The 22,883-nt window shown below is 54.2% G+C and carries 22 protein-coding genes, 2 rRNA genes, 1 pseudogene and 1 riboswitch (1 of these 26 only partly in view); of the genes and pseudogenes, 23 read left to right on the plus strand and 2 right to left on the minus strand.

Going from position 1 to position 22,883, the window contains the following annotated elements; all coding sequences use genetic code 11:
• Both ACFSKT_RS30040 and rrf read left to right on the plus strand, forming a co-directional pair.
• Positions 1-2,105 (plus strand): 23S ribosomal RNA (locus tag ACFSKT_RS30040); it begins 824 nt to the left of the window's first position.
• An 84-nt stretch (positions 2,106-2,189) separates the two neighbouring features.
• Positions 2,190-2,306 (plus strand): 5S ribosomal RNA (gene rrf / locus ACFSKT_RS30045).
• A gap of 389 nt (positions 2,307-2,695) precedes the next feature.
• Here rrf and ACFSKT_RS30050 read toward each other — a convergent pair.
• Positions 2,696-3,226, minus strand: a complete 531-nt coding sequence (locus tag ACFSKT_RS30050; protein WP_377717456.1) for a transposase — start codon at positions 3,224-3,226, stop codon at positions 2,696-2,698.
• A gap of 217 nt (positions 3,227-3,443) precedes the next feature.
• Here ACFSKT_RS30050 and ACFSKT_RS30055 point away from each other — a divergent pair, with 217 nt between their 5' ends.
• The 10 genes from ACFSKT_RS30055 to rsmI all read left to right on the plus strand — a co-directional run bounded on the left by ACFSKT_RS30055 (position 3,444) and on the right by rsmI (position 10,903).
• Positions 3,444-3,638 (plus strand): sigma factor G inhibitor Gin, encoded by a 195-nt coding sequence (locus ACFSKT_RS30055; RefSeq protein ID WP_377717454.1) that lies wholly within the window; start codon positions 3,444-3,446, stop codon positions 3,636-3,638.
• 102 nt (positions 3,639-3,740) lie between these two features.
• Entirely contained in the window at positions 3,741-5,243 is a 1,503-nt protein-coding gene (locus tag ACFSKT_RS30060) for an aminotransferase class I/II-fold pyridoxal phosphate-dependent enzyme (protein WP_377717453.1), read from the plus strand.
• Between the two features lie 97 nt (positions 5,244-5,340).
• On the plus strand, positions 5,341-6,000 hold the full coding sequence (gene tmk, locus ACFSKT_RS30065) for a dTMP kinase (RefSeq protein WP_377717452.1): 660 nt from the start codon (positions 5,341-5,343) through the stop codon (positions 5,998-6,000).
• Positions 6,001-6,055: 55 nt separating this feature from the next.
• Complete coding sequence (locus tag ACFSKT_RS30070; protein WP_148933528.1) at positions 6,056-6,385, plus strand: cyclic-di-AMP receptor; 330 nt, start codon at positions 6,056-6,058, stop codon at positions 6,383-6,385.
• Positions 6,386-6,401: 16 nt separating this feature from the next.
• Entirely contained in the window at positions 6,402-6,845 is a 444-nt protein-coding gene (locus tag ACFSKT_RS30075) for a YaaR family protein (RefSeq protein WP_377717451.1), read from the plus strand.
• Between the two features lie 20 nt (positions 6,846-6,865).
• Positions 6,866-7,843, plus strand: a complete 978-nt coding sequence (holB, locus tag ACFSKT_RS30080; protein ID WP_377717450.1) for a DNA polymerase III subunit delta' — start codon at positions 6,866-6,868, stop codon at positions 7,841-7,843.
• 4 nt (positions 7,844-7,847) lie between these two features.
• The gene (locus tag ACFSKT_RS30085) at positions 7,848-8,648 is read left to right on the plus strand and encodes a PSP1 domain-containing protein (protein ID WP_148933531.1); all 801 of its coding nucleotides are present in this window, start codon (positions 7,848-7,850) and stop codon (positions 8,646-8,648) included.
• A 48-nt stretch (positions 8,649-8,696) separates the two neighbouring features.
• The gene (locus ACFSKT_RS30090) at positions 8,697-9,125 is read left to right on the plus strand and encodes an initiation-control protein YabA (protein WP_377717449.1); all 429 of its coding nucleotides are present in this window, start codon (positions 8,697-8,699) and stop codon (positions 9,123-9,125) included.
• 120 nt (positions 9,126-9,245) lie between these two features.
• Positions 9,246-10,019: a tRNA1(Val) (adenine(37)-N6)-methyltransferase gene (locus tag ACFSKT_RS30095; protein WP_377717448.1), complete on the plus strand. Its 774-nt coding sequence runs from the start codon at positions 9,246-9,248 to the stop codon at positions 10,017-10,019.
• Entirely contained in the window at positions 10,016-10,903 is an 888-nt protein-coding gene (gene rsmI, locus ACFSKT_RS30100; protein ID WP_377717447.1) for a 16S rRNA (cytidine(1402)-2'-O)-methyltransferase, read from the plus strand. The genes ACFSKT_RS30095 and rsmI overlap by 4 nt, the downstream gene beginning before the upstream one ends.
• Positions 10,904-11,126: 223 nt before the next feature.
• On the opposite strand, the gene ACFSKT_RS30105 is transcribed toward rsmI, so the two are convergent.
• Entirely contained in the window at positions 11,127-11,381 is a 255-nt protein-coding gene (locus ACFSKT_RS30105) for an AbrB/MazE/SpoVT family DNA-binding domain-containing protein (RefSeq protein WP_148933534.1), read from the minus strand.
• Positions 11,382-11,736: 355 nt separating this feature from the next.
• Here ACFSKT_RS30105 and ACFSKT_RS30110 point away from each other — a divergent pair, with 355 nt between their 5' ends.
• The 11 genes and pseudogenes from ACFSKT_RS30110 (at position 11,737) to ACFSKT_RS30160 (ending at position 22,881) form a co-directional block, all read left to right on the plus strand.
• On the plus strand, positions 11,737-13,044 hold the full coding sequence (locus ACFSKT_RS30110) for an HD domain-containing protein (protein WP_377717445.1): 1,308 nt from the start codon (positions 11,737-11,739) through the stop codon (positions 13,042-13,044).
• A gap of 18 nt (positions 13,045-13,062) precedes the next feature.
• Positions 13,063-13,836, plus strand: a complete 774-nt coding sequence (locus ACFSKT_RS30115) for a TatD family hydrolase (RefSeq protein ID WP_377717444.1) — start codon at positions 13,063-13,065, stop codon at positions 13,834-13,836.
• 175 nt (positions 13,837-14,011) lie between these two features.
• Positions 14,012-14,220, plus strand: a riboswitch (cyclic di-AMP (ydaO/yuaA leader).
• A gap of 369 nt (positions 14,221-14,589) precedes the next feature.
• Positions 14,590-15,570: a G5 domain-containing protein gene (locus ACFSKT_RS30120; RefSeq protein WP_377776389.1), complete on the plus strand. Its 981-nt coding sequence runs from the start codon at positions 14,590-14,592 to the stop codon at positions 15,568-15,570.
• A 119-nt stretch (positions 15,571-15,689) separates the two neighbouring features.
• The gene (gene rnmV, locus ACFSKT_RS30125; RefSeq protein WP_377717441.1) at positions 15,690-16,256 is read left to right on the plus strand and encodes a ribonuclease M5; all 567 of its coding nucleotides are present in this window, start codon (positions 15,690-15,692) and stop codon (positions 16,254-16,256) included.
• A complete protein-coding gene (gene rsmA, locus ACFSKT_RS30130) occupies positions 16,253-17,131 on the plus strand; it encodes a 16S rRNA (adenine(1518)-N(6)/adenine(1519)-N(6))-dimethyltransferase RsmA (RefSeq protein WP_377717440.1) in 879 nt (292 codons plus the stop codon). The genes rnmV and rsmA overlap by 4 nt, the downstream gene beginning before the upstream one ends.
• 387 nt (positions 17,132-17,518) lie before the next feature.
• A complete protein-coding gene (gene yabG / locus ACFSKT_RS30135) occupies positions 17,519-18,403 on the plus strand; it encodes a sporulation peptidase YabG (protein ID WP_377717438.1) in 885 nt (294 codons plus the stop codon).
• Between the two features lie 150 nt (positions 18,404-18,553).
• Positions 18,554-18,826 carry a biofilm formation stimulator Veg gene (gene veg, locus ACFSKT_RS30140; protein WP_377717437.1) on the plus strand — a complete coding sequence of 91 codons (273 nt, stop codon included), beginning with the start codon at positions 18,554-18,556 and terminating at the stop codon, positions 18,824-18,826.
• Positions 18,827-19,037: 211 nt separating this feature from the next.
• Positions 19,038-19,211: pseudogene (locus tag ACFSKT_RS30145) on the plus strand (small, acid-soluble spore protein, alpha/beta type); the annotation flags it as partial.
• Positions 19,212-19,758: 547 nt separating this feature from the next.
• Complete coding sequence (gene ispE, locus ACFSKT_RS30150) at positions 19,759-20,613, plus strand: 4-(cytidine 5'-diphospho)-2-C-methyl-D-erythritol kinase (protein WP_377717436.1); 855 nt, start codon at positions 19,759-19,761, stop codon at positions 20,611-20,613.
• 95 nt (positions 20,614-20,708) lie between these two features.
• Complete coding sequence (gene purR, locus ACFSKT_RS30155; RefSeq protein WP_377717434.1) at positions 20,709-21,554, plus strand: pur operon repressor; 846 nt, start codon at positions 20,709-20,711, stop codon at positions 21,552-21,554.
• Between the two features lie 205 nt (positions 21,555-21,759).
• Positions 21,760-22,881, plus strand: coding sequence for a hypothetical protein (locus ACFSKT_RS30160; RefSeq protein ID WP_377717433.1), 1,122 nt, complete (start codon positions 21,760-21,762; stop codon positions 22,879-22,881).
• Positions 22,882-22,883 lie beyond the last annotated feature (2 nt).

Here is a 22,883-nt window from a genome sequence, read left to right on the forward strand (position 1 = left end):
CGGAGAAATTCCAATCGAACTCGGAGATAGCTGGTTCTCCCCGAAATAGCTTTAGGGCTAGCCTCGGTATTGAGAGTCATGGAGGTAGAGCACTGATTGGGTGCGGGGCCCGCCAAGGGTTACCAAGTCCAGTCAAACTCCGAATGCCATCGACTTATAACCGGGAGTCAGACAGTGAGTGCTAAGATCCATTGTCAAGAGGGAAACAGCCCAGACCATCAGCTAAGGTCCCCAAGTGTGTGTTAAGTGGGAAAGGATGTGGAGTTGCAAAGACAACCAGGATGTTGGCTTAGAAGCAGCCACCATTTAAAGAGTGCGTAATAGCTCACTGGTCGAGTGACTCTGCGCCGAAAATGTAACGGGGCTAAACACACCACCGAAGCTATGGATTGCAACTTTGTTGCAGTGGTAGGGGAGCGTTGTATGTAGGTTGAAGTCAGACCGTAAGGACTGGTGGACAGCATACAAGTGAGAATGCCGGTATGAGTAACGAAAAGACAAGTGAGAATCTTGTCCGCCGAAAGCCTAAGGGTTCCTGAGGAAGGCTCGTCCGCTCAGGGTAAGTCGGGACCTAAGGCGAGGCCGAAAGGCGTAGTCGAAGGACAACAGGTTGATATTCCTGTACCACCGTAGCCGTTATGAGCAATGGAGTGACGCAGAAGGATAGTAACGCGAGCTGATGGAATAGCTCGTCCAAGCAGTGAGGCTGATGTGTAGGCAAATCCGCGCATCGTAAGGCTGGGCTGTGATGGGGAGGGAAAATTACAGTACCGAAGGTTATGTGTTCCCGCTGCCAAGAAAAGCTTCTAGCCAGGTCAAGGTGCCCGTACCGCAAACCGACACAGGTAGGCGAGCAGAGCATGCTAAGGCGCGCGGAAGAACTCTCGTTAAGGAACTCGGCAAAATGACCCCGTAACTTCGGGAGAAGGGGTGCCTCGGTAGGGTGAATAGCCCTAGGGGGCCGCAGTGAAAAGGCCCAAGCGACTGTTTAGCAAAAACACAGGTCTGTGCGAAGCCGTAAGGCGAAGTATACGGGCTGACGCCTGCCCGGTGCTGGAAGGTTAAGGGGAGTGGTTAGGGGCAACCCGAAGCTATGAACCGAAGCCCCAGTAAACGGCGGCCGTAACTATAACGGTCCTAAGGTAGCGAAATTCCTTGTCAGGTAAATTCTGACCCGCACGAATGGCGTAACGACTTGGGCGCTGTCTCAACGAGAGATCCGGTGAAATTTTAATACCTGTGAAGATGCAGGTTACCCGCGACAAGACGGAAAGACCCCATGGAGCTTTACTGCAGCTTGATATTGGACTTTGGTACGATCTGTACAGGATAGGTGGGAGCCGTTGAAGCCTGAGCGCCAGCTTGGGTGGAGGCGCCGTTGGGATACCACCCTGATCGTATCGGAGTTCTAACCCGCCACCCTGAATCGGGTGGGGGGACCGTGTCAGGCGGGCAGTTTGACTGGGGCGGTCGCCTCCTAAAATGTAACGGAGGCGCCCAAAGGTTCCCTCAGAATGGTTGGAAATCATTCGAAGCGTGCAAAGGCATAAGGGAGCTTGACTGCGAGACCCACAAGTCGAGCAGGGACGAAAGTCGGGCTTAGTGATCCGGTGGTACCGAATGGAAGGGCCATCGCTCAACGGATAAAAGCTACCCTGGGGATAACAGGCTTATCTCCCCCAAGAGTCCACATCGACGGGGAGGTTTGGCACCTCGATGTCGGCTCATCGCATCCTGGGGCTGAAGTAGGTCCCAAGGGTTGGGCTGTTCGCCCATTAAAGCGGTACGCGAGCTGGGTTCAGAACGTCGTGAGACAGTTCGGTCCCTATCTGTCGTGGGCGTAGGAAATTTGAGAGGAGCTGTCCTTAGTACGAGAGGACCGGGATGGACGTACCGCTGGTGTACCAGTTGTTCCGCCAGGAGCACCGCTGGGTAGCCAAGTACGGACGGGATAAGCGCTGAAAGCATCTAAGCGTGAAGCCCCCCTCAAGATGAGATTTCCCAATTAGTAAGACCCCTGGAAGACGACCAGGTTGATAGGTTCGAGGTGGAAGTGCAGCAATGCATGCAGCTGACGAATACTAATCGGTCGAGGGCTTATCCTAAAGGTTTAAGTTCACAAGACTTAGACAAACACAGCTAAAGTGTTGAGTTTCGTATCCAGTTTTCAGGGTGTAACACCTTGAATGTTTGGTGGCGATGGCGGAAGGGAACCACGCGTACCCATCCCGAACACGACCGTTAAGCCTTCCAGCGCCGATGGTACTTGGACCGCAGGGTCCTGGGAGAGTAGGACGTCGCCAAGCACGAATGGCCGACCACAGTGATGTGGTCGGTTTTTAGTTTTGTCCTGGCATAGAAACGAGCAGCCGAGTCAAAAGTATTGGAAGCGAACCACAGTCGTCTGGGCGGCATTTGCGGAGGGGCGGGAGTACAAGCAACCGTGGGGTAGGAAACCAAAGATGCCAGCTGATCAGGCTTATCATTTGAGCTTCGTTGGCCCATGGATAGACAACCCCGATGCAAGGGACGGAATTCAATTAATGATGTAGCATTCAAATAATAAACTTGGCTATTTGTATTTCTGCTTCTTAGACTGCAGGGTCATGGGAGAGTTGGACATCGGCAGCGCATTTGGCTCAATGACAACAAAGACCGTATGGGCATCTACCCATACGGTCCTTGAACACTACGTTTAACGATGATAGAAACTTACCTCGGTCGGTTGGAACTTAAGTACACCGTCTGGGCGGCATTTGCGGAGGGGTCGAAGTACAAGCAGCCGTGGGGCTAGAAACCAAAGATGCCAGCTGATCAGGCTTATCATTTGAGCTTCGTTGGCCCATGGATAGGCAACCCCGATGGCGCATAGGCCTAGCCATAAGAGGTGCCGGTGCACTTTACGATAAAGGCTAAGTTCAATAAACGCGGTTGGAATGTAACCGAACCATGGCTTGCCAAACCGTAATCCCCAACGACGATAATTTGGTTCATCGACTCGGACGAGCGTTAATCGGATGATAAGGAAATGAATGATCTGAGTAAACACAACCCCAATCCCTAACGCGATTGCTCCATCCATTCGGTACATGGTGAGCTGAAACAAAATAAGGACAAACGCGATGACGAAATAGCTCCAAACGTATTCTTTGTGGATGTTGATTTTGCGAATCAGTTGGTATTGATAAATCGTTGCTTTCACTTGTTCCGCAAGTGTGCCCCTCATGCATCAACGCCCTTTCAATCAGACTTTCGTTACTATTATCGGTATTTGGCTCCATAAAATGAAGACCAATGCGGAATTGGTACAAGTGAAAGGGGCACCATTTGAGTTGGAGTAACATACAATGTATTACTATTTGAAATGGGCTATGAAAGAAGTATAGGTTGCTAGAGTTTGTGGCATACTAGCAGTAAGGGAATAATGGGCGAGGTGAACGGCCATGACAGAACGGCAAGTAGGCAGCGAAAGACTTTGTATCGTGTGCGGCCAAGAGAAGGTGAACGGCATCTGCATCGTCAGCGAGTTCATATGCGACGCTTGCGAGACCGAGATGGTTCGGACGGATGTACAGGACGCAAAGTATCCTTTCTTTATTCATCAACTCAAGCGGCTTTGGGTGGAGAAAAATGCATAATGGTTAATAATCCCCGTCACGAACACTCGTGAACGGGGATTGTTGTTTCTTCGCCGATATCCGGTATGATGGTAAGAGAGTCAAGAGAGAGGACGAACTAGAATGCGCCATCGAGAGCTGAAACCTTGGCATGCGCCTATCGCGGTCATGCTTGAGCGACATAAACGTACAGGGCCAGTTTCTTTTCACGTGCCCGGACACCAGTTCGGGAGGGGGGTTAACGATATTCCGGGGATCCCTTCTGCTGATCTGTTAGCTCCGTTAAAGCAGGTCATGGGGATCGACATCACCGAACTGTCTTTTTCCGATGATCTGCATGACCCCTCTGGCGCAATCGCGGAAGCGGAGCAGCTTGCTGCGGCTTGTTTTGGCGCGCAGAAGACGTACTTACTTGTAGGAGGCAGCACATCCGGCAACATTGCGATGATTCTGGCCAGTTGCAAACCGGGCGAGCGGTTGTTGGTGCAGCGCAATGTGCACAAGTCGGTGATCAACGGACTGATGTTAGCCGGAGCAGAAGCGGTTTTTTTGAACCCCACCATTGAGGAAAACACGGGACTATCCCTCCCTCCTTCGCCTGCCGTGGTGGAACAAGCCTTAAAACGCTACCCGGATGCGAAAGGTTTATTATTGACCAATCCTAGCTATTATGGGCTTAGCGTAAACTTATTGCCTTATGCCAGCCTGCTGCATGATAAGGGGAAGTTATTACTTGTGGATGAAGCTCACGGCGCTCATTATGGGCATCACGCCGCGTTTCCGACATCGGCTGTACAAGCTGGGGCGGACGTGGTCGTTCAGTCGACGCATAAGACGCTTCATGCACTGACCATGGGCGCGATGCTTCATACGCAGGGTGAGCTGATCGATCATGCCGCGCTTCGACATGCGCTCCAAATGGTGCAAAGCTCTAGCCCTTCCTACCCGATTCTGGCATCGCTGGATATTGCCCGGGCAATGTTGGACACTTATGGGGAAGCGTGGTTCGGTCCCGGGTTGGCGGCTGTCCAAAAGGTTAGAGAAGCGCTGTATGCAGCGGGAGGAAGATTCGAGGCTGTCCAGATTGAGCACGAGCAGTACCGGATGGATCCGTTGCGCCTCTTGCTTCAAGACAAGCTTGGGAAGCTATCCGGATTTGAGATGCAACAGCAGCTGGAGAAGCATAATATTTGGACAGAGATGGCCGATCCGAAACGCGTAGTCCTATTGTTCGGCGCGCAAACGACAGAGGCTGATGCGGAACGTCTAATAAAGGCGTTGTGTCATATTGAAGATGAGCAATCGGGTCTCAGCGGCGACGGTTGGTCGACCGTAGCCACCGGTGCGTATGAGGACGAGCTGGATGAGCAACTAGCGGCAATAAGCGAACCCGTCCTGTTCGACCGTAGCCCTGTCCAAAGCATGGTGGTGGATCTTCAGGCGGCAGTGGGCCGTTGCTCGGCCGAGATGGTCGTCCCTTATCCGCCGGGGATCCCGCTATTGTATCGAGGCGAATGCATTACGCCACAAGCTGTTAAACGGATTCGCGGGTTAGCGGCATCTGGTGCGCGATTTCAAGGGTCATCGGATGCTGCCATGCGAACGATATCGATTCTTGTTCCATAAAAGAATCATCGAAAGATCTGCGTGTCATTTACGGTTTGCGTTTCTTTTTGCTACAATACGGGGATAATCGAAATTCGGACAAGGGAGTTCACCTCATTTGCATACGGGTATATTTATTACAATCGAAGGCGGCGAGGGTGCCGGCAAAACGACACTCATCGAGACATTAGCACATAGACTGGAAGCAAACGGCCTGATGGTTGTGAAGACGCGCGAACCTGGCGGCATTCCGATCGCGGAACAAATTCGCGGCATTATTTTGGATCGGGCCAACACGATGATGGATCCGAGAACGGAAGCGCTGCTATATGCGGCGGCACGACGTCAGCATTTGGTCGAAAAGGTGGAGCCTGCGCTCGCCCAGGGAGCAGTCGTCATCTGCGACCGTTTCGTGGACAGCAGTCTTGCTTATCAGGGGCATGCGCGGGGACTCGGCCTGGAGGAAGTGCGCGCCATCAATGCTTTTGCCATCCACGATACGATGCCGGATCTTACGTTATATTTGGATATTACCCCGGAAGCGGGGCTTCGCCGTATTCACGCGAGCGAGGAGGCAAGCCGGGAGATTAATCGTTTGGATCTGGAGGCGCTCTCGTTCCACCAGCTGGTTCGGGAAGGGTACTTGCAGCTTTATCAGTCGGAGCCGGAACGTATTGTGAAACTGGATGCGGAGCAGCCGAAGACGGCGCTTGCCGAAGCGGCATGGACTGCCATTTGCCGTCGATTAGAGGAAAAGGGGCTATCCGTGTCAAAATAATAGATAGGGCTGAATGCGCGTGTGTTCGGCCGGCAGAACATGGGAGGGGATTGGGATGAAGTTAGTTGTCGCGATTGTGCAGGATAAGGATAGCAACCGGTTATCGAATGCGCTCGTCCGGGAAGGCTTCCGAGCAACCAAGCTTGCGAGTACGGGCGGATTTCTTCGCGCGGGGAATACTACGTTCATGATCGGAATCGAAGATGAACGGGTGCACGAGGTCATGCAGGTTATCCGTTCCAATTGCAAAGTACGCGATCAGCTGGTTTCGCCGGTTTCACCGATGGGCAGCACGACGGACGCCTATATTCCGTTCCCGGTCGAAGTGCAGGTGGGCGGAGCCGCCGTATTCGTGATGCCGGTCGAACGTTTTGAACATTTCTGATTGGACGTGAGTGGATATGAAAATTAACCCGGGCATGCGTCCGCTTGGCGCGGAACGCGCGCGGACGGATCTCGGCTCGAAGCCGCTGCAGCCGAAAGCTTTCTCCGATATTATGCAACATCAAGACGAACAACGATCGATGGAGCAGCTCCAGCAAAAGCTTCAAGATATCCATAGTCAAGGGGAGCGCTTGGCGCGATCCATGACCGTCCGGGAGCTGACCGTGTTTCGGAACATGGTCAAGCAATTTCTCGAAGATACTGTGCGCCGCGGAGTCGGGCTGAAGGAAACGAAGGGCTTTGACCGCCGCGGCCGCACGAAACGCTATAAAATCCTGGATGAAGTCGACGGCGTGCTGGTGACGATGGGCGATGAACTGCTCACGACCGAAGAAGGCAGGATCGATCTGCTGCACAAAATCGGCGATATCCGAGGACTGCTCATTAATTTGTTTTTCTAAGAAAGGAACGACGGAAGGCCATGAGCATTGCACAACTTGCCGGCCAGCCGAATGCGAAACGGATTTTGCAGCATGCGCTAACGACGGGTAAAGTGTCGCATGCCTATTTGTTTAGCGGTCCGCCAGGAAGCGGAAGGCTGGCCATGGCTGAGCAATTCGCCAAAGCGATTTTCTGTACGAGCGGAACGGGCGATGCATGCGGGGAATGCTTGGCCTGCCGTAAATTCGAGCATGGTAATCAACCCGACCTGCATATCGTCGAACCGGACGGCAATTCAATTAAAATCGATCAAATTCGCGAACTGCAAAAGGATATGGCGTATCGGAACAGCGGCACGGATCGCAAGGTTTATATCATGAAGCGGGCCGAGACGATGACCCTTCAAGCGGCGAACAGCTTGCTCAAGTTTCTAGAGGAGCCGACGACGCCCGTCGTGGCGATACTGCTCACGGATAACGGACAAGCGATGCTGCCGACGATCCGCTCGCGCACGCAATGGGTGCCGTTCATGCCGCTCTCACCGACGGACATGCTGGAGGCGCTTCTGCAGGAAGGACATCCTGCCACGCTGGCACGAGCGGCGGTACATATGGCATCTGGAATGGACGCTTGCCGGGCGATCGTCCAGCAGAATGGGTTTGCAGAAATGAGAAACGTAGTGATACAATTAGGGAAGGATAGTCTAACCCGATTCACCGCGGCGATGTTGACTGCCCAACAGCACGTATTCAAGAGCGAGCTTGGCGAGAAGCCTCAGTTGCTTCTTTCGCTGCTCTATCTCTGGTATAGAGATTTCATACAGGTTCAAGCAGGTAGACAAGAGTCGGTTGTTTTCATAGATCAGATTGAATTTCTTAGCAGGCACGCCTACAACCGTTCATCGGAAGGATGGGTGCGCTGCATGGAGCATACGCTGGAGACCGGGAAACGCATGCGCGCGCATGTGTCGCCCCAGCTCGCGCTCGAGCAGCTGCTAATACGCATACAAGAGGGGTGACGGGTTGTATAACGTCGTTGGCGTCCGCTTCAAGAAGGCGGGCAAGATCTATTATTTTGACCCCGTCGATCTTCCCGTGGAGAAAGACCAGCATGTCATTGTCGAAACGGCAAGAGGGGTCGAATACGGCAAAGTGGTGGTTGGACAGAAGCAAGTCGGTGAATCGGATGTTGTCCTGCCGCTTAAAAAAGTAATCCGCATTGCCGGTGACAACGACGCCAAGATCGTCGAGGAGAATAAGACGGCCGCGAAGAACGCTTTCGCCACGTGCCTCGACAAAATCCGTGATCATCAGTTGAAGATGAAGCTGGTGGATGTGGAGTTTACGTTTGACCGCAACAAGATCATTTTTTATTTTACCGCCGAAGGGCGGGTTGATTTCCGGGAGCTTGTGAAGGACTTGGCCAGCGTGTTCCGCACACGAATCGAGCTGCGGCAAATCGGCGTCCGCGACGAAGCCAAGATGCTCGGCGGCATCGGGCCATGCGGTCGCGTGCTATGCTGCTCCTCTTGGCTTGGCGATTTCGAGCCCGTGTCGATCAAGATGGCGAAGGATCAGAACTTGTCGCTTAACCCGACGAAGATATCCGGTTTGTGCGGTCGACTGATGTGCTGCCTGAAGTACGAGCACGATAACTACGAAAGCGTTCGCGAAGAGATGCCGGCAGTAGGCAAAATCGTGATTACCTCATACGGCGAAGGCAAAGTGACGGGAATTAACGCGGGTTCCAAGGCCGTATATGTGCAATTATTCGATGGCGGCAAGCCGAAAGAGCTCCCGCTCGATGATGTTGTAGTGAAGTAGATCTTGTCGGATGATGTTTCGAAGCCGAGCAGTCTTGGGGTGGAGAATATGAACAAGAACGACCTTTTTAACCAAATGGACGAGCTGGAGAAGAAATCGCAAGCATTTCATCAAGAGCTCGGTTCAATGAAGCAGCAGATCAAGGCGCTTCTCGAAGAGAATAAGCGTCTCACCATAGAGAATCAGCAGCTGCGCAAAGTACTGAAGCGTGAAACAGGCGCGCACACGGGAACGCCACAGCCTCGCAAGCAAACGCCGGCGCCGATTGCCGTCAACGCGGCAGCAGCAGCGCCGAGCCGGGCACAGCAGGCCGAGCTCCCCTTGGCGCTTCCGATCGATCAGGCTGCAGCCGTAGGTGAAGGACACGATAATTTGGCCCGCTTGTATCATGAGGGTTTCCACATTTGCAACGTATATTACGGTCACCTACGTACGGAGGGCGATTGTTTGTTCTGCTTATCCTTTCTGAATAAATAATCACGTACAGCCGCTTCGGTGAAGCGGCAGGTGCCGAAAGCGTCGGGCCGTCCTTCTCGAAGGGCGGCCTTTCGGTTTGCCAAACCACATCAGGATCAATAGAAACGAGGTTTCCGCGGCGTGAATAACGAAATTACGCTTCTACCTAACGAACGTCTGGACGATTTGTTGAGCTATGGGCTGCATATCATCCAAAGCCGAGAGGTGTTCAGCTTCTCGATGGATGCCGTGCTTCTGGCAAGATTCGCCGGGATCCCGACGAAAGGCAAAGTGCTCGATCTATGTACCGGCAACGGGGTGATCCCTTTATTGCTAAGCACCCGGACAAAAGCGCGAATCGATGCCGTCGAGATTCAGCCTAGACTGGCCGATATGGCGCGCCGCAGCGTGGCATGGAATGCATTGCAGGAGCAAATTCATATTTACGAGGGGGATTTGCGCACGTTTTTCGACCGCAGCCAGTATGGCAGCTATGATGCGATTACGATTAATCCGCCGTATTTGCCCCCGGAGAATGGCGATCAGAACGAGAACGAGCATTATGCGTTCGCGCGGCATGAGCTCAACGGGTCGCTTGATGAAATGGTCCAAGCCTGCGCGAAGTTGGTCCGAACCGGAGGCAAAGTGTCGATGGTACACCGCCCCTCGCGGCTGGTGGAAATTACGGAGACGATGCGGCGCCATCGGCTGGAGCCCAAACGCATTCGGTTCGTGCACCCGCATGAAGAGGCGGAAGCGAACATCGTGCTGATCGAAGCAGCCCGCGACGGCAAGCCGGAGGTTCGATTGCTCCCGCCGCTTATTGTATATAATGAAGAAAGACAGTATAAGGAAGAGCTCATGCGCATCTATTATGGGGACGCGCGCCCCGGTCAGGAGAAGAAGGAATCATGATCGTACAGCGTAGTTTCAGCGGCCCGCAAGAGAACGGAGCGGGAACGCTCTACCTGGTCGGCACGCCGATCGGCAACTTGGAGGACATGACGTTTCGGGCGATTCGAACGTTGAAGGAAGTCGATTTGATTGCGGCGGAGGATACCCGTCAAACCCGCAAGCTGCTCACGCACTTCGAAATTCCCACAAGGCTCGTCAGTTACCATGAACATAACAAAGGGGCAAGCGGGCCGGAGCTAATTCGAATGTTGGAGAGCGGGCAGTCGATCGCGCTCGTGAGCGATGCAGGCTTGCCGGCCATCTCGGATCCAGGGGCCGATCTTGCGGCAGAGGCGGCCTCGCGGGGGATTAAAGTGGTACCGATACCGGGGGCGAACGCGGCTCTGTCGGCGTTGATCGTATCCGGGCTTCCGACCGAGCGGTTCCTGTTCGTGGGCTTTCCGCCTCGGGACCGCAAGCCGCTGCGCGATTGGTTGGAGAAGCTGCGGAAGCAAGAGGGCGCGATCATCTGCTATGAGTCGCCTTATCGCGTGGCCAAGACGCTCGCTGCCATGCTGGAGGTGTGGGGCGACCGCAGGATCGCGATGGTCCGGGAGCTGACGAAGCGGCATGAAGAAGTCGCGCGGGGTACGCTATCGGAATGCCTGGCATGGTTGGACGAGCACCCGCCTATAGGGGAGTACTGCCTCGTTGTCGAAGGCGCCGCCTATGGCGATCGCGCAGGAGATGATGAGGACACCCAGTGGTGGCAGCCGCTTACGTTAGCCGAGCATGTGGACCGTTATGAAGCAGATCTGGGTGACCGGAAGGAAGCCATGAAGAAAGCAGCCGCCGATCGGGGATTGTCGAAGCGGGATGTGTATAATGAATTAATGCGCAAATAGCGGGGCAAAGGGAAACCTATTCGCCGTACCTGGCGGTGGAACGCGTTTCATGAGGCAAGAGGCAAGCAGTATTTGTAAGATTGCGACAAGGGCAGTCTTCTCTTACAAAAAAAAGGGCCTTCCTAGTCGGGTTCGGACCAGGAAGGCAGTAAGGAGTTATAAAAAGGTTAGAATTAACAAGTTGGTATAAATCTATTATAACCGATAAATTCCGATTTGTCTCTTATTTTGTAACGGGCGCCGGCATTTCGGACAAACAAGAGTGGCAAATGATTTTGCCCTTGAAGTAAGTCACGTTCTCCGCGTTGCCACAGAAGATGCAGGCTGGCTCGTATTTTTTAAGCATGATGCGCTCGCCGTCCACATAAATCTCAAGCGCGTCTTTCTCTCCGATGCCGAGTGTGCGGCGGAGCTCAATGGGGATAACTACACGCCCGAGCTCATCAACCTTCCGTACGATTCCAGTCGATTTCATCATGATGGTCCGTGCTCCTCTCAAATACATATATTCGTCATTATTCGACAAAATTCTATCATTTCTTTTCTCTATAGTACCAACGTTTCCCATAATAGTCAACCTCGAAAACCCTGTTAAATTTGGGCAATTCTCGAAGTTTCGGCACTAGAAAGGGGTTTTGGGCTATATCTATCGTACAATATCTTGTCGGGTTTTGGAAACTAAAGCGCGACACTTTTCGACAAATATATTAGGATTGTGTCGAATTATTGTCGAATAGCGGAATGATAGCTGAATTCTGCCAGCTGTTTCTCGCATTTGAAAGTGCTGAAAGGTATTATTAGGTAAGAGAAATGAAGATAGGAGGGTGAGGCTTATGGATAGCCGCTTGCAGCCATTGGCGGAGGAGAAGGTCTTTAAAGATCCGGTGCATAAATACATCTACGTGCAAGACCGCACGATATGGAATTTGATCAACACGAAAGAGTTCCAACGGCTTCGGCGCATTCGTCAGCTGGGTACCTCGTATTTGACTTTCCATGGGGCGGAGCACAGCCGATTCTCCCATTCGCTCGGCGTGTATGAAATTACGCGCAAAATCATTTCGCAATTCGAACGCGGCGGTTACGAGGACTGGCCGAAGGAAGAGAAGTTGGTGACGTTGTGCGCGGCGCTGCTGCATGATGTCGGACACGGCCCTTTCTCCCATTCCATCGAAGAAGTATTCGATACCCATCACGAGGATTGGACTTGCCGCATATTATTAGAAGATACAGAAGTGAACCGCATCCTTCGCGAGGTCGATCCCGGCTTCCCGGAGCAGGTCGCGGCGGTCATACGCAAAACGTACGAGAAACCGATCGTCATCAGTCTCGTCTCCAGCCAGATGGATGCCGACCGTATGGACTATTTGCTCCGCGACGCCTATTTTACAGGCGTTAACTACGGCACGTTCGACCTGGAACGCATCCTGCGCGTGCTTCGGCCGCATAAGGGAAGCATTGTCGTGAAAGAGAGCGGGATGCACGCGGTCGAGGACTATTTGATGTCCCGGTACCAAATGTATTGGCAAATCTATTTCCACCCCGTCACTCGCAGTTCGGAAATTATTCTGCGTCAGATCCTGCGCCGGGCCAAAGAGCTCTATATGAATGGTTATGCATTCGGCTGGATGATTGAACCGATTCGGAGGCTCATAAGCGGCACCATCGATGTTCCGAGTTACTTGGCGCTTGACGAGGCTCCGATGCAGACAGCCTTTACGCTCTGGCAATCGGAAGCAGATTCGCTGCTGGCCGACTTATGCCGCCGGTTCATGGACCGCAAGCTGTATAAGTATGTAACGATGGATGAGGCGGACGAGCCGTTGTGGGCTTCCATCCGGGAGCAATTCGCCGCGATCGGGCTCCATCCGGATTACCACTTGGAAGTCGATTTTCCGTTTGATTTGGCGTACGCTGTCTATCGGCCGGGGGCGCGCGGCGCGAAGAAGAATGATAAACCGCCGATCCTCGTGCTGGACCGTGACGACGTCGTATCGGAAATTTCGCAGAAATCCGATATCATTCGCTCGATTACGGGCATGCATCGAGGGAAATACCATTTGTATTACCCGCATGAGCCGCTGCTTGAATCAGCGGACAAACTAAGTCCCGAACTTCGCAAGCTGTTTGAACTGGATTAGAGAGGAGTTTCGCCCTTCATGTTAATCGACACGCATACCCATTTGGATTCGCATAAATTCGACGACGACCGCGCGGAAGTCATCGAACGGGCGCGCGGCGCGGGCGTCGAATTATTGGTAAATATCGGATTTAATCGGGAGACCATTCCGACGACGATGGCGCTTGCCGAGCAGTACGACTTCATCTATGCGGTGGTGGGTTGGCACCCGACCGACAGCCTCGATTACGGTCCTTCCGATCTCGACTGGATTGCCTCGCTGTGCGACCACCCAAAGGTGGTCGCGATCGGGGAAATCGGGCTGGATTATTATTGGGATACGTCCCCCAAGGACGTGCAGCAGCGGGTGTTCCGGGAGCAAATCGAGCTCGCGAAATCCAAGCGCAAGCCAATCGTTATTCATAATCGGGATGCGCACGAGGATGTTGTTAGGATTTTGAAAGAAAGCGATGCCAAACAGGTTGGCGGGATCATGCATTGCTTCTCTGGCAGCTGGGAGACGGCCAAGCAGTGCTTGGACATGAACTTCTATATTTCGTTTGGCGGGCCGGTCACGTTCAAGAATGCGCGGGTGCCGAAAGAGGTGCTTGCGAGGGTTCCGCTCGACCGTCTGCTGATCGAAACGGATGCCCCATATTTGGCCCCGCACCCTCATCGAGGCAAGCGCAACGAGTCTGCTTTCGTCCGTCTTGTAGCAGAAACCGCTGCGGAAATAACAGGAAAAACACTGGAAGAAATTGCGGAAATCACAAGCGAAAACGCCAGGAAATGTTTTTCCATCGAACGAAAATAGCCCAAAACGGGAGCATTTTGAATGATTCGGGTGAAAAAACTTGTTTTGGTTGGATAAATTGCGGTTTTTTCGAGACATTTTCCTTTAAATTCGGTAAAATCGTCCTTTATCTCATCTTTACAATCTGGAGCAAAAGACGGTATCATTCATCTCAGGGCTTTCAAGATGTATTCCATTTCCAATAACGCTTAATCTCCGGAAACGGAGAGCGGGGGAACCAAATGAGGACTTGTGCCGGGGCATATGCGAGCACGCAAGTCGCGTTGAATTCTTCTAGGGGTGAATTTCAGCTGCGGCGCGCCTAAGTAGCGCTGACAGCCGAATAGGGCGACTCTCTCGCCCGAATCCGACAGCTAACCTCGCAAGCGTCATAAGAGAGATCAACTCGTGCATCCATTCCATGCTACCCGTGTCCCACAGGAAGCCACGAAGCAGATCTTCTGTCGTCGGCTTCTTTTTATTTTGAATATTGCGAATTGTGGCGACATAGTGTGATTCATGGAGGAGGTATGAGGGAGTAATTGGAAGAAGCGGGCTTCATGCGCGCTAAATCTAATAGTCGACGCGTCTAAATCTATTTCATGCGTAACAGGGCGGCGGGGCTATGTAAGGAGGACCGAAGAAGTGGGCATAATCCAAGTTAAGGACACCCATGGGAAACGATCATCCAGCATGTCTTTCGCATTGCGATGGAAGCATGAGAACGTGCGTTTAATTGTTCTAAGCGCTATGATCTCAATCGCTATGACTTTCATGTTTCTGGTGTTGTTGTACGGAACGGCTGACAAGCGCGTCTCCGTAGTGTTGAATGGACAAGAAAACATTGTGGAAACCAAACAATGGGTCCTGCAACGCCTACTGGATGAACAAGCCATTACGGTGGGGCCGTATGATAAGGTGTCGTTGCCTTTGAATGCGGGCGTAAAAGACGGTGATCGGGTGGTCATCGAGCAAGCGGTTCCCTTAACCGTGAAGGCTGACGGCAATGTAAGAACGGTGTACACGACAGAAAGAACGGTACAGGCGGCGATCGATCAAGCTAACATATCGATTCGCAGTGAAGACAAGGTGCTGCCGTCGAAAGACGCGGCCATCGAACCGAACATGACCGTAACGGTCGTTCGGATCGACAAGCATGTGATGCAAAACAAGTATGAAGTGCCATTCACTACTGTTACCAAGACCGATCCGACGCTGCTTGAAGGGAAGAAGAAGACCATTCAGGCGGGTAAGGCCGGCATTGTCGTGAAGAAATACGAGAAGGTATTCGCGGACGGCAAGCTTGTCTCGCATACCTTCGTCTCCAAGTCGACTCAAAGCGATGCGGTCAACCAAATCGTGGCGGTCGGCACGAAGAAACCCGTGGTCACGCTGACGAAGGGCGGGGTGTCGTTCCAGGCGAAGAAGACGCTGAAGAATGTGACGCTCACCGCATATACGGCAGGTCTGGCGTCTACGGGCAAAACCGAATCCGATCCGGGGTACGGCATCACGAGATCCGGCTCCCGCGTCACGGAAGGCCGCACGATCGCGGTCGACCCGAAGGTCATTCCGATCGGATGGTGGGTGTACATCGAAGGCATCGGATTCCGCCGCGCGGAGGATACCGGCAGTGCCATCAAAGGCAACAAGATCGACGTTTACTACGATAGTGAAGACTATGCGGAGAAATTCGGTCGCAAGAAGGGCTACACCGTGTACGTGCTGGGTCCCAAAAAGCCCGAGGCGATCTAGCGCGCCGCAGGTGGTCGTAGTTACAATTTATCGTCAAACTAAAGCAATTATGCCATGATAAGAAGAGGCCTCGCCTCTTCTTTTTGTACGTTTGTCCGGAAGGGATGTCAGGGTAGTCCATGATCAAAGAAATCATCGTCGTCGAAGGCAAAGACGACACCGTTGCGATCAAGCGGGCCGTCGAGGCCGAGACCATCGAGACCGGCGGATCCGCAATCGGCGAAGCGGTGCTGAAGCGGGTGGCGCTCGCACATGAACGGCGGGGCGTCATCATTTTCACCGATCCGGATCATGCCGGGGAGCGCATACGCAAAATCGTCGCGCAGCGGGTCCCGGGCTGCAAGCATGCCTTCCTTCCACAGGAGGAGGCGCTGTACAAGGGCGATATCGGCGTGGAGAACGCGAAGCCGGAGGCGATTCGCCGCGCGCTAGCGAGCGTTCGCACGGAAGCGATCGAAGGACAAGCAGACGAGGCTCAAATTACGTGGGATGACCTGATGCGGGCCGGTCTGCTCGTGCACCCGGCTGCGGCGGACCGCAGACTGCGCATGGGCAACTTGCTCGGCATCGGCTATGCCAACGGCAAGCAGTTCTTCAAGCGCTGCACGATGTTCCGCATCACGCGGGAGGAATTCGACCGAGCGCTGGCGCAGATGGATCAAGAAACCGGAGGAAGCGGCCAATGACAACCAACATCGAGGTGGCGACACCGAAGCGGACGAAGGACATCATCCAGAAGTACGGCTTCTCGTTCAAGAAGAGTCTGGGACAGAACTTCCTGATCGATCAAAATATTTTGCGCAAGATCGTCTCCGCCGCCGGTCTCGACAAGACCAAAGGGGCGCTTGAGATCGGCCCGGGCATTGGCGCGCTCACGCAGCATCTCGCCAACGAGGCGGCGCGCGTGACGGCCATCGAGATCGACGACCGGCTGATCCCGATCTTAGGCGATATTTTCGCGGATGCGGATAATGTCCACATCGAGCATGGCGACGTGCTGAAGCTGAACTTAAGCGAGCTCATGGCACGCCAGTTCGACGGATTGAGCGGCGTCAGCGTCGTGGCTAATTTGCCGTACTACGTCACCACGCCGATTCTCATGAAGCTGCTCGAGGAGAAGCTGCCGCTCGAGAACATCGTCGTTATGATCCAGAAGGAGGTCGCCGAGCGGATGGCGGCCAAGCCGGGCGGCAAAGAGTACGGCAGTCTCAGCGTGGCGGTGCAGTATTACTGCGAAGCGGAGCTCGTCTGCATCGTGCCGCATACCGTATTCATCCCGCAGCCGAACGTCGACTCCGCCGTCATCAAGCTTGCCGTACGCAAGCAGCCGCCGGTCCAGGTGGAAGACGAAGCGCATTTCTTCCGCACCGTCCAAGCCTGCTTCGCGCAGCGCCGCAAGACGCTCGCCAATAACCTGACCGCTTATGTCGGCAAAGCCAACCGCGAGCAGCTAGGGCCTATTCTGGCCGCTATCGACATTGATCCGTCCCGTCGGGGCGAGACGCTCTCGCTGGAGGAGTTCGCCGCGTTAAGCCGGGCGTTGATTGCCGCGGGGTTTTAAACGATCGCAATAGCAGGTAACCGTGCCGAACAGGCACGGTTTTTTGGCATTCCGAGCTGCGGAGCTGGAGGAGAAGCGAGCAGGACCGAAAGCTTTGTCCGTCAGGACAAAAGCGTGCTCCGCACGAAAGAACCCGCCGTCCACAGTCAGTCAGGATAGCACGAAAAAAGCGGGTGTCCAGAGGGCGGCAGCCCTTGGAGTCCCCTCGGCGGAGGGGGTTGGGGGAGCGATTCTCTAGATCCGGGGGCGCAGCCAACAAACGGGGTGCAGGGGGCAGAGCCCCAAAATCAGCCGGGAGTCCGAGGGCAGCCGCCCTCGAAATAGGCCCCTGGCAGGGGCACCAAACGCCCCCCCCTCCCATACGATAGACGAAGAGGTGATATGCCCATGAAGCAAGGGGACCTGGTCGTCCGCAAATCGTATGGCGGGGACGTCCTATTTCGCATTGCATCGTTGCAGCAACAGTCGGCTATGCTAAAAGGCACGGACTACCGGCTGCTGGCCGATTCGCCTGTCGACGACCTGGCGGTCGTACCCAACCCGGAGCATAGCGGTGCGGCCAGGATGGCGCGTGTAAAGGAGTACGAGTCGCTCCAGCGCATGCAGGAGCAGCGAATGCAGCAGGCGATGAAAGGGGAAGAGGAGCAGCGGCGGACGTTAACGGATACGAAACATCCGTTCTTCGAAATGCCGGGCAAGGTGCTCCATTTGGATGGAGATGCGAATTACTTGAAGAAGAGCATGCAGCTCTACTCGCAAATGCGGGTACCGGCGCATGGCGTCTACGTTCACGAGTCGCAGATGGCGGAGACGGTCAGCCGGCTGCTGCCGCAGTTTCGCCCGGATATTGTCGTGATAACGGGCCATGATGGGGTGCTGAAGAACCGGACGACGAATGATCTTTACAGCCTGGCCAGCTACAAAAACTCGCAAAATTTCGTCAATGCCGTCCGCATTGCCCGGGACTACGAGAAGAGCCGCGATGGGCTGATTGTCGTAGCGGGAGCGTGCCAGTCCCATTTCGAGGCGCTCCTGTATGCCGGCGCGAATTTCGCCAGTTCGCCGGGCCGGGTGCTCATCCACGCCTTAGATCCCGTTTATATTGCGATCAAGTCGAGTTTTACGCCCATTAAAGAAACGATCAACCTGCCGGATGTGATTCAGGGGACGATCAGCGGCTTTGACGGCGTAGGCGGAATCGAGACGATCGGCAAATACCGCGTAGGGCTGCCGAAGCCCAAAACGCTGTCCGGCGTAAAACCAACTGTTTAATATGCCGCAAGGTTATCGGAATATACACGAAATCGGAAAAAACCACAAAAAAATTATTGACAGGTGAATTTACCTACTGTTATAATATAAATTTTTGACAAACCACCTCACTCGCGCTATAATGGACAAGGAAAGAGGTGGTAGTGGACAATGGCAAAAAATGCGCTGTTGGAAATCAAACGCAGTCTGGAAGCCCATGTGGGCGCCAAGATTCGGCTTCGAGCTAACGGTGGTCGGCGAAAGACCATCGAACGTACCGGTGTGTTGGAAGAGATCTACCCTTCTGTATTCATTGTGAAGCTGGATCAGGAGGCTCACACCTTTAAGCGCGTGTCCTACAGCTACGCGGATATTTTGACCGAATCGGTGGAAGTAACCGTGGACAGCGACGACGGCCAGATTCGCATATCCTATTTGCAATAAACTCACCTTCCACATAGCACGACAGGCAGAACGCGAATGCTTCACGCGGCTTGAACAACGGCATGCATCCCAAGCGGATGTCCGGGGCTCAGGCGGCGCGAAGCAGCTCGCGTTCTTTTTGCGCTGGATAAAAACGGCGGCGCGCCGCTGCATAGGCAAACGCGCGCAGCACAAACTAGAGCGTAAAGAGGCATAAAGGAGGACAACGCAGATGAGCCGCAGACGCAGAAGCACAATGAGCGAGCAGCTGAAGTACGAGTTGGCGAAGGACCTGGGCTTTTACGAAACCGTCCAAAAAGAGGGCTGGGGCGGCATACGCGCCAAAGATGCGGGCAATATGGTGAAGCGGGCCATTCAGCTGGCCGAGCAGGCCGCCGCGAAGCAGTATGAAGACGCTAGGGCGGCCGAGAGAGCCGACGCCGTCGTCCAACGGTATACCCAACAGCAGCAGCGCCAGACGCCGGCATATGCGACCCAGCCAAGCCAGGGAATGCCGACGCAAGAGCAGCCCGTCTATGCAAACTCGTCCTCATACGGAGGCGGATCGACGATAGGCGGTTATTCGCAGCCGGTCCATCCGAATCCGCAGCCACAGCAAGCCTTTACGCAGCAAAGCCCGTATATTGCACGTTCCCAACGTGGCCAGGACGAGACAGCGACAGGATATATACCGTTCGGGGCCATGCAACGGCCCGGCGCCGACCAGCCTTCATACCGCAACTAACACGAGTCTCGAAAAGCGCGAAACAACCAGCTAAGAAGCCAAACACCCGCATGTGGAAACCGCGCCTTAACGCCATTTGGCGGCAAAGCGCAAGAAGCGGGAGCGGCGTCTTAGCTTTTCTTATGCCCTTTTGTTAAAATAGGGATAAATGGTTATTCGCGCGATAGGAGCGCGGAGTGAAATGGGAATGAGCGGGTGACGACGACGAATGAAAATTTATGAGAAAGCTCCGGCGAAAATCAATCTGCTGCTCGACGTGCTGCGTAAGCGCGAAGACGGCTTCCATGAGGTCGAAATGGTCATGACCATGGTCGATCTAGCCGATCGCCTGACGATGGAGGAGATGCCCAGAGACAGCATCGTCATCTCCAGCCAGGCAGGCTATATTCCGCTGGACGAGAAGAACTTGGCGTTTCAGGCTGCGCAGTTGATCAAGGAGCGGTACGATGTCCGCAAAGGCGTGTATATCCACTTGGATAAAAAAATTCCGGTGGCGGCAGGCCTGGCGGGCGGTAGCAGCGATGCGGCGGCCACGCTGCGCGGATTGAACCGGCTGTGGGGACTTGGCATCTCCACGGAGGAGCTCTGCACGCTCGGAGCCGAGCTGGGCTCGGACGTGCCGTTCTGCGTGACCGGCGGCACGGCGCTCGCTACCGGGCGGGGAGAGAAGCTGGAACGCATATCGAACCCGCCGCAATGCTGGGTCGTGCTGGCGAAGCCGCCGATCAACGTATCCACGGCCGACGTGTACGGGCGACTGCGGGCGGCAGAGCTGAAGGAGCATCCTTCGACGGCGGGCATGCTGGACGCCATCGAACGCGGCTCGTTCGCGGACATCTGCGACCGGCTTGGCAACGTGTTGGAGAGCGTAACGCTGGGGCTGTATCCGGAAGTGATGCAGGTCAAGGAGAGCATGGAGCGGCTGGGCGCTGACGGCGTGCTGATGTCGGGCAGCGGACCGACCGTATTCGGTTTGGTCAGCAAGGAAGCGAAGGTATCGCGAATCTATAATGGACTGCGCGGATTTTGCAAAGAAGTGTACGTGGTAAGAATGCTAACATGAATGCTGACATGAACCAGACGTATACCTTGATTAAATCCGTATAAAAATGATATATTGTCTTTATATTATTCGGATTTAGCCAGGGGTGAATCGCCATGAAGAAATTAAAACGAAGTGCACGGCTTGTAGAGATGACGCAATATTTGCTGAATCGCCCCCATACGTTAATTTCGCTGACAGCCTTCGCCGACCGCTACCAATCCGCCAAGTCCTCGATCAGCGAAGACCTCGCCATCATCAAAGAGGTGTTTGAGGAAGAGGGCTTAGGGGAATTGCACACGCTAGCGGGCGCGGCGGGCGGCGTAAAGTATACACCGAAGATGCAGGTTGAGGAAGCGCGTAAGATCATGGAACGCGTCTGCGGACAACTCGAGCAGCCAGAACGGGTGCTGCCGGGCGGCTATCTGTATATGACCGACATGCTGGGACAGCCAGGCTTGCTCGCCGATATCGGGCGGATGTTCGCAACGGCTTTCGCGTCGAAGGAAATCGACGTCATCATGACCGTGGAGACGAAAGGCATCCCGCTCGCGTACGCGACGGCGGCGTCCATGAATCTGCCGGTCGTCATCGTCCGGCGCGACAACAAGGTAACGGAAGGTTCCGCGGTAAGCATTAACTATGTGTCCGGGTCGAACAAGCGGATCCAGACGATGTCGCTCGCCAGACGCGCGCTGAAGGAGCAATCCCGCGTGCTGATCATCGACGACTTCATGAAAGCCGGCGGCACGATACAAGGCATGATGGATCTGCTGCACGAGTTTAACGCGCAGGTCGCGGGCGTCGGCGTATTCGTCGAGTCGGGCGAACTAGAGAACGAGGAGCGTCTGTTCGAGGACTACGTCTCGCTCGCCAAGCTGGCGGCGGTGGACATGAAAACGAAGCAGACGACGATCGTGCTGGGCAATTTTTTCGAAGGTGCAAAGACAGGCGATCAATAGATCGTTAAGGGCAAATGGACGAAGGAGAACGCGTTGGAATAACGCGCTCTCCTTTTTTTGTTTGGATATGTAAAAAGAATGTGCGAAGTCTAACCTCCATCTAATAATTTAGCCAAATTTACTAGTAGTTATCTAACGTTGATCCCGTATAATTTAGATATGTAATAATTAGTTCTTATGCACTAATAATTAGGAGAAATTCCAAATGTTTAAATTCGCAAGCAAAAAAACAATCGCTTTGATCGCCGCTATAGTGGCAGTCGTCATTGCGGGAGGGACTTGGCTGGAATTGAATGCGGGAGCAAGAGCGCCCGAGGTGAAGGTGACCGCTGCGAAGGACGGCCAACTCCTTACCTTCATTTACCGCCACCTGGTTGATCCTTACGACGGAGGGGTCTACACCAATTTAAGGGATGATCTGCCGCCGCTCCCCGACACGGCCAGAAACCATGACAAGCTCTCGGAGTCGACGGGTTTGTTGTTGGATTATGCGGTTAGCCGGAAGCGGCAAGATATTTACCTCAACCAGCTTTTCTTTCTGGAGAATGAACTGGTCGCCGATAGTATGCTCATCCGCTGGATGACGGACGACGAACACAAGCGCCGCATCACGGTGAATGCCTCGATTGACGATTTGCGCATTATTCGCGCCCTTCTGGAGGGCGCTGAGCAATTCGGCAGGGATGGGGACCGGCAGCTGGCCATCAAGCTGTCGGATCAGCTATACCGGGCCGGGCGGTCGCAATCCTGGCTGGCCGATTATTATGATGCGAGGGATGGATATATCGCAAGCACCATTACGGCCAGCTATTTGGATGTCTATACGCTGAACCTGCTTGCCGGCTTGAACCCGAAGTGGAAACCGATCGCCGCGGCATCGCAGAAGCTGCTTGGGGAGTCGCTTCAAGCGAATGGCCTGTTTTTGAAAACCTACGATATCCCCAGCCGCACCTGGCAAAAACCGACCGCAGGATTCAACCTGATCGACGTGCTCATCAGCGCGGTTCACTGGGCGGAAGCGGGCGGCGATGCGGAGGCGACCGTCAACTGGCTGAAGAAAAAGTGGCAGCGGGATCAGCGTTTGTATTCGGTCTACATGGCCAACGGCACCGTCGTGAATTCCAACGAGTCGCCGGCCGTCTACGCGCTCGGGGTTCAATTGCTGGAGCTAACCGGCAAAGAAACGGCGCTGACCGAGAAGTTCAAGACGCGGATGCGCGCTTTTGCCGTCCACGACTCGTCTTCGCCTTATGTCGGCGGATATGTTTCGTTGGATGACCGGTCCAGCTACTCGTTCGATAATCTTCAAGCGCTTTTAATCGATTAAGG

This window comes from Paenibacillus xanthanilyticus (assembly GCF_042682185.1).
Classification (GTDB): Bacteria; Bacillota; Bacilli; order Paenibacillales; family Paenibacillaceae; genus Paenibacillus_Z; species Paenibacillus_Z xanthanilyticus.

Excerpts from the sequence above, each read along its gene's own strand:
- ACFSKT_RS30105 (WP_148933534.1), bottom strand. The coding sequence starts at position 11,381 with ATGATGAAATCGACTGGAATCGTACGGAAGGTTGATGAGCTCGGGCGT.
- ACFSKT_RS30070 (WP_148933528.1), top strand. The coding sequence starts at position 6,056 with ATGAAGTTAGTTGTCGCGATTGTGCAGGATAAGGATAGCAACCGGTTA.
- ACFSKT_RS30160 (WP_377717433.1), top strand. The coding sequence starts at position 21,760 with ATGTTTAAATTCGCAAGCAAAAAAACAATCGCTTTGATCGCCGCTATA.
- rsmA (WP_377717440.1), top strand. The coding sequence starts at position 16,253 with ATGACAACCAACATCGAGGTGGCGACACCGAAGCGGACGAAGGACATC.
- ACFSKT_RS30110 (WP_377717445.1), top strand. The coding sequence starts at position 11,737 with ATGGATAGCCGCTTGCAGCCATTGGCGGAGGAGAAGGTCTTTAAAGAT.
- ACFSKT_RS30055 (WP_377717454.1), top strand. The coding sequence starts at position 3,444 with ATGACAGAACGGCAAGTAGGCAGCGAAAGACTTTGTATCGTGTGCGGC.
- ispE (WP_377717436.1), top strand. The coding sequence starts at position 19,759 with ATGAAAATTTATGAGAAAGCTCCGGCGAAAATCAATCTGCTGCTCGAC.
- ACFSKT_RS30050 (WP_377717456.1), bottom strand. The coding sequence starts at position 3,226 with ATGAGGGGCACACTTGCGGAACAAGTGAAAGCAACGATTTATCAATAC.
- purR (WP_377717434.1), top strand. The coding sequence starts at position 20,709 with ATGAAGAAATTAAAACGAAGTGCACGGCTTGTAGAGATGACGCAATAT.
- rnmV (WP_377717441.1), top strand. The coding sequence starts at position 15,690 with ATGATCAAAGAAATCATCGTCGTCGAAGGCAAAGACGACACCGTTGCG.
- ACFSKT_RS30075 (WP_377717451.1), top strand. The coding sequence starts at position 6,402 with ATGAAAATTAACCCGGGCATGCGTCCGCTTGGCGCGGAACGCGCGCGG.
- ACFSKT_RS30115 (WP_377717444.1), top strand. The coding sequence starts at position 13,063 with ATGTTAATCGACACGCATACCCATTTGGATTCGCATAAATTCGACGAC.
- holB (WP_377717450.1), top strand. The coding sequence starts at position 6,866 with ATGAGCATTGCACAACTTGCCGGCCAGCCGAATGCGAAACGGATTTTG.
- ACFSKT_RS30060 (WP_377717453.1), top strand. The coding sequence starts at position 3,741 with ATGCGCCATCGAGAGCTGAAACCTTGGCATGCGCCTATCGCGGTCATG.
- ACFSKT_RS30120 (WP_377776389.1), top strand. The coding sequence starts at position 14,590 with ATGTTTCTGGTGTTGTTGTACGGAACGGCTGACAAGCGCGTCTCCGTA.
- rsmI (WP_377717447.1), top strand. The coding sequence starts at position 10,016 with ATGATCGTACAGCGTAGTTTCAGCGGCCCGCAAGAGAACGGAGCGGGA.
- veg (WP_377717437.1), top strand. The coding sequence starts at position 18,554 with ATGGCAAAAAATGCGCTGTTGGAAATCAAACGCAGTCTGGAAGCCCAT.
- yabG (WP_377717438.1), top strand. The coding sequence starts at position 17,519 with ATGAAGCAAGGGGACCTGGTCGTCCGCAAATCGTATGGCGGGGACGTC.
- ACFSKT_RS30090 (WP_377717449.1), top strand. The coding sequence starts at position 8,697 with ATGAACAAGAACGACCTTTTTAACCAAATGGACGAGCTGGAGAAGAAA.